Origin of the sequence: Bartonella sp. AC329YNZD, assembly GCF_042196685.1 — a bacterium.
Lineage (GTDB): Bacteria > Pseudomonadota > Alphaproteobacteria > Rhizobiales > Rhizobiaceae > Bartonella.
The window spans coordinates 169,397-182,510 of the sequence record NZ_JBHIQS010000002.1; the positions used below are offsets into that span (position 1 = coordinate 169,397).

Genomic DNA, 13,114 nt, shown 5'->3' on the forward strand with positions numbered 1-13,114 from the left:
ACGACGTTTACACAGCCAAAAACAGAAGAGTATCTTTAGATATCAAGATTGGCAACGCTTAAGGCATTGTCTTGAATAAAAATACGTCTAGGTTCAACTTCATCACCCATGAGACGAGAAAAGAGTGAATCTGCATCGGTTGCATCATTAATTTTTACTTGTAAAAGAGAACGTGCATTGGGATCAAGCGTTGTTTCCCAAAGTTGTTCAGCATTCATTTCCCCAAGACCTTTATAACGTTGAAGAGTAACACCTTTTTTACCGTTTGTAAAAATGCTCTCTAAAAGGCTCATAGGACCAAAAATACGCTCTGTTTTATCTTTGCGACGTAAAAGAACAGGAGGATGATATATGTCGATAAAATTTTGGGAAATGCGATCAATTTGGCGTGCGTCAGTTGAATTTATAAGTCCCACATCAAGCGTAACAACATCTTTAACACCACGTAAAATACGCTCAAAACATAAACTTCCATCTGCTGTATATTGTCCACTCCAACCTTGTTCCATATCATCAGCAATCAGATTAAGGCGGAGTGCTACAGTATCTGCTATTTTTTGCGCTTTTTCTTGTGTTGCAAAGACTTCAAGATTAAAAGCGCCAACAATTGCTGCTTGTTCAACAATATTACGGTCATAACGGGTATGAAGACCATTTAAAAGTTGACGTAATATACGAGCATCTTTAGCGAGTTGATACAAATCAGCTCCTGCACGAACTTCTCCCGTTGAAAGCTCAAGCGTTGTTTCTTCTAATCCAGTATCGATCAAGAATTCTTCAAACGCTGCTTCATTTTTAATATATTGGGAAGATTTTCCACGCGATACTTTATAAAGAGGAGGCTGAGCAATATAAAGATGTCCACGTTCAATCAACTCGGGCATTTGTCTAAAAAAGAAAGTGAGCAGCAGCGTACGAATATGGGCTCCATCAACGTCCGCATCTGTCATGATAATAATCTTATGATAACGTAATTTATCGGGTGAAAATTCATCCTTACCGATAGACGTTCCAAGAGCTGTAATAAGTGTTCCAATCATATCAGATGAGAGCATGCGGTCGAAACGTGCTCGTTCAACATTGAGGATTTTACCACGAAGGGGTAAAATTGCTTGATTTTGACGTGAGCGCCCACTTTTTGCTGAACCGCCAGCCGAATCCCCCTCGACAATAAAGATTTCTGATTTTGCGGGATCTCGTTCTTGGCAATCGGCAAGCTTTCCTGGTAGAGAAGTGATATCAAGCGCCCCTTTTCGTCTTGTGAGTTCACGTGCTTTGCGTGCTGCTTCACGTGCTGTTGCAGCTTCTACCACTTTACTAATGAGAAGTTTTGCTTCATGAGGATGTTCTTCCAGCCATATTGAAAGACCTTCATTGACCAAACTTTCAACAATAGGGCGCACTTCAGAAGAGACTAACTTATCCTTTGTTTGTGAAGAAAATTTTGGATCAGGAACTTTGACAGAAAGAATAGCTGTTAATCCTTCACGGCAGTCATCACCGGTTAAGTTCACTTTTTCTTTTTTAGCAATACCTGAAGATTCAGCATAGCCATTAATTTGGCGTGTAAGGGCACTTCTGAAACCTATCAAATGAGTTCCACCGTCACGCTGAGGGATATTATTGGTAAAACACAAGACCTTCTCATGATAGGAATCATTCCACCATAGGGCAACATCAACGCTCATACCATCCTTTTCACTTGTAATATAAATAGGAGTATCAAGCAGCGCTTTTTTTGATTGATCAATATATTTCACAAACTCTATTAATCCACCTTCATAATGCAATTCAACGGATTTAATATCAGCATGACGCTCGTCAACAAGAAGAATATAAACCCCAGAATTTAGAAAGGCTAATTCCCGTAAACGACGCTCTAAAGTTTCAAAATCAAACTCAACCATAGTAAAGGTTTCAGAGCTTGGTAAAAATCTAATTTCTGTTCCACTTTCTTGATCGCAATCGCCAACAACTTTTAATGGAGCATCAGCTACCCCGTGGGTAAATGATATTTCATGAATTTTACCATTGCGTTTGATTTGCAATTTAAGCCAAACAGAGAGTGCATTCACAACAGAGACGCCAACACCGTGTAATCCGCCTGAAACTTTATAAGAGTTTTGATCAAACTTTCCGCCGGCATGAAGCTGTGTCATAATAACTTCAGCTGCAGAAATACCTTCTGTTGGATGGATATCTGTCGGAATTCCGCGTCCATTATCACGAACAGAACAAGAACCATCAGCATGGAGTGTGACGTTTACAAGAGTTGCATGACCGGCTAAAGCCTCATCGATAGCATTGTCTACAACTTCATAGACCATATGATGTAACCCCGATCCATCATCAGTGTCACCGATATACATCCCAGGACGTTTGCGTACAGCATCAAGACCTTTGAGAACTTTGATAGAAGCCGCATCATAGTCATGGCTTTTTGCCGGTGAGGTTATTTCATCACTCATAAGTTAGTCCATTCCTGTGTTCAATTTCAATATTTTATCCGCTTTTTTAAAGCTCAATGTTCTGATAAGTTATTTATGGAATAACCACATTAAACATTTACCGTATATCAGATCTAGATTCAATATCTGTCGATATATAATGGAAAGAATGATGAAATGATATGACACAATTATACAGTAAAATACCGTCATTTAGGGTGATAATATAAGACAAGTAAGCACCTCTTTGGTATATTTAAGTATTTTTACAGTGCGTGGTGAATATTCAGGGCAGGGCTTGAACGCCTTTAGTTAAGTGAATCACAATGAGAAGACTAAAGAAATTAAAAGCGTAATTTATCGAGAGAAGCTGACTGTTTACAGAACAGCGTTGGTACGAATCCTTTTCCTTTAAAATTTGAGGACGAGGCCAATTATGCTTTACGTAAACTTTAAACGTAAATTTTAAAATTATGTAAAGAGTAGTATTATTGTTTATTTTTACATATGCATAATATTTCAAAATTAGTTGTGCATCTTTATGTTACACTAACGAGACTTTTACTTTCTTACCTATAAATCAATCTTCAATCTTAATGAAGTTAATATTACGCGTTCTCTAAGTTTTTTAACTTTTTGTATGTTAAATTGAGGTGAGAATATTGTGTATATTTGTTTGTATTATTCCTGTCCATGGAGGTTACATTTCTTATTCAAAATAAAACGCTATTGTGCGGCTTATTCACGCAATTTTTTAAGAAGTATTTTCAATGGTTTCAAAAAAATATATGAAAACTGTTAAATTTTTTAACAGTTTTAAAAAATAGCAAGAATTTTATTTATTAAACGCCAGATATTTTGGTGAAGTGCGTTAGATAATAATTAAGGAGAGTTGCATCTTAGTTTTGAAAATGGGGGAGAGATTTTGAAAATAAAAAAATCTATATATGTAAAACATCTTCAATTGCGTTTACGGTATCTTTTATTCAATAATCCATACAATATTTTTATTCGTATTTTATTTGTAGCAGGGGGGGTTCTATTTTCCTCTTACGCAGAAGCTGAAAGGCTGCCTTCTTTTTTTGATTCGCATGAACATTTGGTACAACCTGATACAACGGATATCTTTCGTTTGCGTTTTGTAACAACTTTTGATTTTCCTCCTTTTAATTTTCTTGATCAAACGGGGCATCTTGCAGGTTATAATATCGATTTATTGCGTGCTATTTGCTCAAAATTAGCATTAGAGAAGTTTTGTGAAGTAGAAGTTGTTCCTTGGAAAGAGCTTGTAGAACATGTTAACAATGGTGGTGCAGAAGTTATTATTGCAGGTTTAAAAGAAACAAATAAAACCCAGCAAGATCTTGTTTTTACAAAGCCATATTTGCGTTTTCCAGCGCGATTTGTTGCTACTCGACGTTTAAATCTCGATGAGCCAATAAGTGATCAATTGGTACATTTAACCAGTGGTGTTTTATCTAAAAGTGTTCACGAAAAGCTCTTTCATCACTATTTTCCTGAAGCCAAAGGACAAGAATTTAAAGGCAGGGCGGAGCTCTATAAAGCGTTACAGGAGCGTAAAATTGATCTTATTTTTGATGATGGATTTGCTTTATCTTTATGGCTAAACGATTCAAAAACCGCGAATTGCTGTCATTTTGTTGGGGGGGCATATATGGCGCCACAGTTATTGGGGCAAGGAATGCAGCTTGCTGTTGCAAAAAAGAATGAAAAATTGGTTGATATACTCAATTATGTGCTGAAATCTTTAGAAGAGGATGGTAAACTTACAGAACTTTATTTGCGTTATTTTCCAATAAGTTTTTATTGATGAGTAGTTTTTTAGTTAAGGGCTGTTAATCTTTCTGCGCCTAGTCGATAGGAAATAGCTTCTGCGAGATGATAACGTGAAAGAGTATCTGATCCGTCAAGATCAGCAATTGTGCGTGCAACTTTGAGAATGCGATGATAAGCGCGTGCAGAGAGGTGCATTTTTTCACTCACATCTCGTAAGAGTATGGTCGCACTTTTATCAGGAATGGCAATCTGTTCTATAATTTTGGCAGGGCAATCGCCATTGGTACGAATATGATCAAACCCCATTGTTGAAAAACGTTTAGCTTGAATGGTACGGCACCGTGCGACGCGTTTGGCAACGTCGCAGCTTTTTTCTGATTGTTCTGGTTGCATAAGGTCCATAGCCGTCAAAGCAGGGACATCAATCCGTAAATCAATTCGGTCAAGCAGAGGACCAGAAATACGGGACTGATAATCGATTTGACAGCGTATCCCTTTAGGGCAAACATGGTCTTTTTCGCCTGCCATACCACAACGGCAAGGATTCATTGCGGCAATAAGTTGGAATCGAGCAGGATAGCTAATATGGTGATTAGCGCGGGCGATAACTGACTCCCCACTTTCTAAAGGTTGACGAAGAGAATCAAGAACCTGTGGAGAAAATTCAGGCAATTCATCAAGGAATAACACACCATTATGAGCAAGGGAGACCTCTCCCGGTCGTCCTTTAAGCCCTCCACCAATCATTGCGGCCATGGACGCAGAATGATGTGGGGAACGAAAGGGGCAATGAAGTGAAATGGTATTATGAACCGTTTCTCCTGTAATAGAAGCAATCAGACAGACATCTAAAAGCTCACGGCTATCAAGAGGTGGCAAAATGGAAGGTAAGCGTTGCGCTAGCATAGATTTTCCAGCACCAGGGGGACCTACGAACAAAAGGTTATGGCGTCCAGCAGCACAAACTTCTAAGGCACGTTTGGCTGTTTTTTGTCCTTTGATTTCGCAAAGATCTGGAAGCTCAGTTTCGATAGTATATTGGCGCGGTTGTGGACGTTTTTGAATTTGGGTTCCTTTGAAATGGTTGACTATAGTGAGCAGAGTCTCTGGGGCAAGAATATTTATTTCTGCATTTGCCCATGCTGCCTCAGGTCCACATTGAAAAGGACAAATCAGTCCTTTATCGAGTGATAAAGCTGTCATGGCGGCTGGTAACACACCATGAACAGCGGTAAGTGAACCATCTAATGATAATTCTCCTAAAATGACATAGTCTTGTGCTACTTCAGGAGGGAGGATTTCCATAGCAAGCATTAAGCCTACGGCAATTGGCAAATCATAATGTGATCCCTCTTTAGGTAAATCAGCTGGTGCAAGATTAATCGTAATTCGTTTAGTAGGCATAGAAAGTCCACAAGCGTGGAGGGCTGCTTGTACACGTTCACGGCTTTCTGCAACTGCCTTATCAGCTAATCCAACAATAGCCATTCCTATTTTACCGGATGAAATCATAACCTGTACATCGACAGGAACGGCTTCTAGACCGCGAAAAGCAACAGTTGTAATATGTGCGATCATTGTAGTTGTTTCCCCCCTTGAGATTTGGGAAAGACAATCATATCTATACATAAAAATCAAGAAGCATTTCTATGGTTTTTTATAGAGAAATCTATATACAATACGCAGAGTTTTGTAGCGTTTTCATGGTAAGTTATTTGTACAAATTTAACCATGATAATATGTTGTGCAATAAAACAGTTATAAACATTTATAATAAGCTAAATAAATATGTTAGGAAAAAGGAATGAGGCTGTTCGTGTTACGCAACAGTGCAAAATTTTGTGAAGATATAAGGGGTGGGTTACGTTATGTATCGCAGATCGTTCTTTGATGTGATAAAACGTGTAAAATATGCAAAGTAATTATATTTACCTTTCTTATTTGTATATTATTTAAAGCGTAGTAGATGCAAAGTGTATTAAAGGTATCTGATTTTATGGTATACCAGACAAGAATTTTATTAAAATCAGGAACTGTGCGCTGTGTATTTATGGGCTTGTGTTTTGCTTTTGCTTTTCCACAGCCACTTGCGGCGTTTGATTTTTTGGGTCTCTCTCTTTTTGGTCAAAAGAAAACAAATTCTCCTTCAAATAATGTCAAAAGTACAGAGCGATTTTATAAAGTTGATGTTGTTGCTCCGCCAGGGGCACCATTAGAAGGTGTAAAAATAGTTAAATCTGTCTCTTCTCTTGTTGCTGATAAAGAAAAATCATCTGCTAGTTCTTCTGGTTTGTTAGCCAAAGCGCGTTCAGATTATCGGGTAATTCTTTCCGCTCTTTATGCTGATGGACGCTACGGTGGTGTTATTAGTATTAAAATTAATGGTTTAGAAGTTGCTGATTTAAGTCCGGTAACTCAACTTCCAGTACAATCTAATATTGTTATTACGATTAATGCTGGTCCACAATATGTTTTTAGTATTGCAAATATTGATAAAGTTGCTCTGTTTGCAAAACATCAAAAGCATAAAATACCCACAATTGAAGAATTGGACTATAAAGTTGGAGCTATTGCCAAATCTGAAACTATTTTGAAAGCAGAAAAATGGGCGGTAGAAGGATGGCGCCAACAAGGTTATCCTAAAGCTAAAGTTATAAAGAGGGAGATTGTGGCTGACCATGCTGCATTGCGTGTAGAAGGACGGATTATTGTTGATCCTGGACAAAAGGCTTATTATGGTCCTTTAAGTGTGCGCAATATAAGTAATAAACCACGTGTAGATTCAGCTTATATCGCATGGATGACAGGATTGAAACCAGGACAGCAATACGATTCTGATGCATTAACCAAGGCTAGTGAGCGTCTTGCGCGCCTTGGTATTTTTCGTGCTATTAATATACATGAGGCTGATACAATTAATCCTGATGGACGTTTACCACTTACGCTTGTTGTACAAGAACGCAAACCGCGTCGTTTTGGTATAGGTGGCGGCTACTCAACATTAGATGGTGCTGGTTTTGAAGCTTATTGGATGCATAACAATCTTTTTGGTCATGCAGAAGTCCTTAAAGTTGAGACGAAAATAAGTGGTGTTGGTAGCGATAAAAAGCAATCATATAATTTTAAAAATTTTGATTATCTTTTGGGTGGCACATTTATAAAGCCTGGTGTATTTACTCCTAATACGGACTTCAGATCAGAATTAAAAATACAGCAAGATATTCTAGAAAATTATACGACAAAAGCGATAAAAGGGAAATTAGGTATTACGCATATTTTCAATGGTAATCTATCGGGACAGGCTGCTTTAGAAGTTTCGAATAGTTATTCACGTGATATCTATTTTGGGAACCGTAATTTTACAACAATTGGATTTCCTAGTGGTTTGATTTACGATAGTCGTAATAATAAGCTCAATGCGACAAAAGGTTTGTATGGTGAAGTTCTGATTGAGCCTTTTTATGAAATGCGTTTTAGCAATTTTGTGACAAAAATAACGGCAGAATGTCGTTCTTATTGGGCGTTAGATGAAGGGGATCGTTTTGTTTTTGCTGCGCGGGCAAAGCTTGGGACCATTTTGGGGAATGAGACAGCACAGGTTCCTGCGGATACGCTTTTTTTTGCTGGTGGTGGGGGCTCTATTCGTGGTTATGCTTACCGTAATATTGGTATCAAAACAGAAAATGATGCTATTGTTGGTGGAAGGTCACTTATTGAGGGATCGGCAGAATTGCGTGTTTCTTTAAATGATAAGATAGGATTTGTCAGTTTTCTTGATGGAGGTATCGCAGGGAAAAAGGCGAATTTTGATTTTTCTCAAAAAATTAAATGGGGAGCTGGTATAGGAGGTCGTTATATGACGGGTCTTGGTCCTTTACGCGTTGATTTAGCCTTTCCTTTAAAGAGAGAGCAGGGCGATCCTCGCATTGGTTTTTATGTGGGTATAGGACAAGCATTTTAATGAAAAAAGGTGTACGTTTATCAGTTTTCTTCTTTGGATTTTTGTGTTTTGTGGTGGGGAGTTTTGTTTTTACGCAAAGGGGAGGAAATCTTTTCTCTAACGAGATGAAAACAGATAATCGCTCATGGTTTGTTTCTTTAATTGAACGCAAGCTTTCAGCGCCTAATCGTCAAGTTCGTTTACACAATATGCAAGGGGCACTGTCTTCTCAAACGTCCATTGATGCTATTACTATCAGTGATAAAAAAGGAGTTTGGCTTAAAATTACCAATGCTAAAATGGATTGGAATCGTCTAGCATTGCTGAGAGGGCGGATGGATATTAATCAACTTTCGGCAGAACAAGTTACGTTTTTACGCAAACCGCAAGGCAATTCTTCTCTTGTTTCTTCCCTTGAGATGGGTAAGTTTTCTTTCCCAAAATTGCCACTTGCTCTTTCTATCAATGCGCTTACAGCTCAACATATAACGTTTGAACAGAATCTTTTTGGTTTTTCTGCTGATATGTCTTTAGAAGGCAATGTCACTTTAGATAGTGGTGATTTTAATGTTGATATAGAGACACATCGTTTAGATGCACCTGGCTCTTTTTCTATTCTAACGAAGATATCTGATAGCAATCGTACAGCCAAAATTGATATTTCTGCTAATGAGCCACAAAATGGCATTTTAACGAATGTTTTCAACATTGAAAAACACCCAGCATTAAATCTCGCCATTAAAGGTGAAGGTACTTTTGATGATTTGGTTGTTAGACTTTCGTTGGAAGCTGATCATTCTTCTGTTTTAGAAGGCAATATTATTTTTGCAAATATTGCAGAAGGACATAGTTTGTCTACGAAACTAGTGGGCAAACTGAACCCTTTAATGCCTTCTCAATATCGTGACATCTTTGAGTCTGATGTAACGTTGAAAGCACAAGCAAGAAGGACAAGAGAAGGTGTGATGCATCTTGATCAGATGGTTATTCAGAGCAAAGAAATGAATGTTTTATCCAATGCTGAAATAACAGCTGATGGATTTTTGCGGCGGCTTTTTGTTGATGGAAAAATGGCTCTTGAGAAAGAAAAAGGATTTGTTCATTTATCAGTATCAGAGGCACATAAGCATGCAAAGAATATTTCTTTGAACATTGACTATGGTCGTGAAGGGCAACAATCTTGGAATGGGCAGCTCGTTGTACGTCATTTAAGCAATAAAAATATTTATATTCATGATGCGATTTTTGATATGGGGGGAGTGAGTGAAAATCTTGATGATGCAGCTTCTCGTCATGTTGGTATTCAGATTAATGGTAAGCTTCAAGGGATTAAAAAGATTAAGGGGTCATTAGTAGAAAATTTAAGCCAAGTGGTTCATGTGCATCTAGATACGGATATTGTTTCTAGAAAACCAATTTTGATTCATGATTTTAGTATAACGTCTCAGGGTTTTTCTTCTTGGTTAAAAGGGACAATGGAGCATTTTATTTTTAAAGGCGATCTTGGTTTAAAAGCTCAAACATTAGCTCCTTTGGAAGTATTCAGTAAACAATCGCTCTCTGGTAGTGCAGATATTAAAGCCAAAGGAACTATCGGTTTATTGAGTGGCATTTTTGATCTCAAATTATCAGGAATGGCTAACAATATGCAAATAGGTGTGCAGCCTTTTGATCGTTTATTCAAAAATAATATCACTCTTTCAGGTGGAGCTGCTCGAAATACGAAGGGTTTCATTTTGCGTCATTTAAATTTGAAAAATCAATATGCAAACATAAAGGCTGATGGTTATTTTTCAGATGAAAGTGCTAAAATGGACTTATCTGCTCAAGTATTTGATCTAGCTCAATTAGATCCGAAGATAAGTGGTGCACTTACAATTCAAGGTACGGTGAGGGGGCGCAATAGCCATATAAAACTCAATACACGTGCTCATGTGGCTGAAGCACTCTTTGTGGGGAAGAAACTTCAAAACACAACGTTTAACATAGAGGCACTTATGGATAATACAGCACCGATTACCTCTTTAACAGGAGTTGTAAAAGGTGAAGGAACTTTTGCTAAAAAGCCGTTGTATTTATCTGCTTCTTTTCAAAATTCTCAGAAGATGAGAAAACTTAGAGATATCGATATTAGAGGGGGAAATGCAAAAATAACCGGTGATCTTTCTCAACAACTTGGAGGTTTTGTGAAAGGAGCGTTGCATATTGATGCCGATGATATTTCAGTGCTTTCAGCGTTATTTTTGCAGGATGGTAGTGGAAAAGTAAAAGGAGATTTTATTTTTGATGAACGAAATGGCAGACAAACAATCAATGTGAAAGCGTCTGTTAACCATTTGAGTTTTGCCAAGAATAAAATAAAAAAATTGGCAATAGATGCTGACATATTCGATCCTTTTAGCATGACTCAGTTTGAAGGAGTTATCAATGCAGAACATATTCAAACACCGTTGATAATGGTCAATCGTTTAAATGTTCACGCCGATAGAAATAATGGACAAACGGTTTTTACTGTCCAAGCGATGTTGCATGATACTCTCAATGCACAACTTTCTGGTCGTTTAATGGTTGAGGAACTTCCAGACAATATAAAACGAAAAGTGCAAATTGAAAATGTGGATTTAAAACAACATACTTTTCATGCAACATTGCCGAAGCCATCCATAATTGCTTTTGATAAAGATGGAATGACAATCAATGAATTAGGAATTGCAATAAATGGAGGCAATATCATCCTTGCAGGGAATATTCAAGATACCCTGAATTTACAACTTACAATGAATGCGCTTCCTGCTACTTTAGTCAATCTGTGGAAATCCGATCTTGGAGCAGCAGGGAGTGTAACAGGGCAGGTTATGATTCGTGGTCATTTAAAAAAACCTGATATAACTTACGATATAAAAGGTGAAGGACTGACAACCGTTGCTTTTCAAGATAAAAAAATTATGCCTTTTTCTCTCTCTGCTACGGGAAAAACCATAGATCAAAACCTTACTTTGAATGCAAATTTAATAGGAGAAGGAGTGCAAGCACAGGCACAAGGACGTGTATCTTTAGATCAAGCCAAGCTTGATCTTCATATTAATTTACAAAATGTATCTGCGCGCTTGGCGAATAGTTTTATTACAGGACAAGCGTTTGATGGGGCGGTGATAGGCAAGGTTGATATTGGTGGAACAATAAAGGATCCATATGCTCATTTCGAGTTTTCTGGTAAAAGTTTAACCACTATGACGCCTAAAGGACCGATGTCGGTCAATATAAATGCTCATGGTTCTTACAAAAAATTGACATTGCATATCGAGAATATGGTAGCTACTGGAGATAAAGGGTTAGATCTCTCCATCAATGGTCCTGTTTCCGTCAATGGTTTAGAGGCAAAACTAAACATTAAAGGGATAATGCCTCTTGATTTTGTTAATCTCTTATTAGCCAAGCGTGGTGCATATATAATGGGTACAGCAAGAATTGATACAGCTCTTAATGGTGCGTTATCAAAGCCACAATTGATAGGAAATATTTCTATAGACGACGGGAGCTTTTTTGATTCACAAACCAATGTAGGATTGAATAATGTAACACTTGAAGGCAAATTAAAAGGCGATCATATTCTTATAGAGAAAGCTTCAGCTTCTTCGTTTGATGGGGGGGGGATTTCTGCTTCAGGTCGTATCTCTAATGATCTAGAGGCAGATTTGATCTTTCATCTTGATAATGCCAACTATAATGATGGTTCTATGATTCTTGCAACATTGTCAGGTAAGATGACAATGACGGGCCATTTTTTAAGTGATCTTGTTATTGGTGGTGATATTATCGTTGAAAAAGCTGAAATTCTGGTTCCTGATCATTTTAAAAGTGCTAAGTTTCTTGATGTCAGAAATAAGAATTTAACCAAATCGATTCAAACAACACTTGAGCGTGCTGATGTTAAGAACACGACCAAAAGCCGTATTGTCACGCAAGAATCTTCATCTGTTGTGATATCAAATATGCGCGTTACAGCACGCAATCAATTTTTTGTACGCGGAAAAGGGTTAGATGCTGAACTGGGAGGAGGCATTAATCTCGCGGGTCCATTGAATGATGTACATCCAGTTGGTGAATTTAGAATGATTCGTGGACGTTTTGATATTCTTTCGCAACGTCTTAATTTTGATCAAGGACAAGCGAGTTTTAGCGGTAATCTTAATCCTACGGTTTATTTTGTAACCAACAATACCAGTGGTGATATTCGTGTCACTGTAACTGTAAGTGGGACAATTGATAATCTTGATATTAATTTTTCTTCACAACCGAATTTGCCACAGGATGAGATTTTAGCACGTTTGATTTTTAATCGCTCTCTCAATGAACTATCACCATTTCAGATTGCTCAACTTGCGGCAGCAGCAGCTGATCTTGCGGGTGCTTCTAATACATCTTTATTGAATACTTTACGAACTAAAATTGGGCTTGATGATCTTGATGTTATGGTTAATGAAAAGGGTAAGACAGGTTTACGTATTGGACGCTACATACACAATAATATTTATTTAGGCTTTGAAGCAGGTTCTGATGGAACGACGAAAGGGACAATTAATTTGGATATTTCGCGTCATCTCAAAGCTAAAGGAGCCATAGGAAGTGAACAAAATTCTAGTATTGGTCTCTTTTATGAAAAAGATTATTAAAGATTAAATTTTCAAAAAACCAATTTCTTCGTTTTTTGTCTCTCATTTTTAAGTCTGAGGAAGGAAGCATAGGTTAGGAATCCTCTCAAAGAAGAGGATTTTTGTTGAGGCGTGAAGAGAACTATCTGAAATATTCGATTTATTCTCTAAAGGGACAAAATCTTCACGAAAGATAGTATGTTATTTTGCTGCTATATATTTATTTCAGAGAAATACCTTATCTTGTTTTCAAGCCCATGTGGTGCTGTTGCCTAAAG

At 37.6% G+C, this 13,114-nt stretch carries 5 protein-coding genes; 3 read left to right on the forward strand and 2 right to left on the reverse strand.

What is annotated here, in order from left to right; all coding sequences use genetic code 11:
* Window positions 1-35 precede the first annotated feature (35 nt).
* Entirely contained in the window at window positions 36-2,468 is a 2,433-nt protein-coding gene (gene gyrB, locus ACFIMW_RS01950; RefSeq protein ID WP_375607927.1) for a DNA topoisomerase (ATP-hydrolyzing) subunit B, read from the reverse strand.
* A 904-nt stretch (window positions 2,469-3,372) separates the two neighbouring features.
* Here gyrB and ACFIMW_RS01955 point away from each other — a divergent pair.
* Window positions 3,373-4,278, forward strand: coding sequence for a transporter substrate-binding domain-containing protein (locus ACFIMW_RS01955; protein WP_375607928.1), 906 nt, complete (start codon window positions 3,373-3,375; stop codon window positions 4,276-4,278).
* An 11-nt stretch (window positions 4,279-4,289) separates the two neighbouring features.
* Here ACFIMW_RS01955 and ACFIMW_RS01960 read toward each other — a convergent pair whose 3' ends face one another.
* Complete coding sequence (locus ACFIMW_RS01960; protein ID WP_375607929.1) at window positions 4,290-5,822, reverse strand: YifB family Mg chelatase-like AAA ATPase; 1,533 nt, start codon at window positions 5,820-5,822, stop codon at window positions 4,290-4,292.
* Window positions 5,823-6,240: 418 nt separating this feature from the next.
* Between ACFIMW_RS01960 and ACFIMW_RS01965 the strand changes: the two genes are divergently transcribed.
* Together ACFIMW_RS01965 and ACFIMW_RS01970 are read left to right on the forward strand one after the other, a co-directional pair.
* Window positions 6,241-8,205 (forward strand): autotransporter assembly complex family protein, encoded by a 1,965-nt coding sequence (locus ACFIMW_RS01965; RefSeq protein ID WP_375607985.1) that lies wholly within the window; start codon window positions 6,241-6,243, stop codon window positions 8,203-8,205.
* A complete protein-coding gene (locus tag ACFIMW_RS01970) occupies window positions 8,205-12,857 on the forward strand; it encodes a translocation/assembly module TamB domain-containing protein (RefSeq protein WP_375607930.1) in 4,653 nt (1,550 codons plus the stop codon). Before ACFIMW_RS01965 ends, ACFIMW_RS01970 begins: the two co-directional genes overlap by 1 nt.
* Window positions 12,858-13,114: the final 257 nt, after the last annotated feature.

Excerpts from the sequence above, each read along its gene's own strand:
- gyrB (WP_375607927.1), bottom strand. The coding sequence starts at position 2,468 with ATGAGTGATGAAATAACCTCACCGGCAAAAAGCCATGACTATGATGCG.
- ACFIMW_RS01960 (WP_375607929.1), bottom strand. The coding sequence starts at position 5,822 with ATGATCGCACATATTACAACTGTTGCTTTTCGCGGTCTAGAAGCCGTT.
- ACFIMW_RS01965 (WP_375607985.1), top strand. The coding sequence starts at position 6,241 with ATGGTATACCAGACAAGAATTTTATTAAAATCAGGAACTGTGCGCTGT.
- ACFIMW_RS01970 (WP_375607930.1), top strand. The coding sequence starts at position 8,205 with ATGAAAAAAGGTGTACGTTTATCAGTTTTCTTCTTTGGATTTTTGTGT.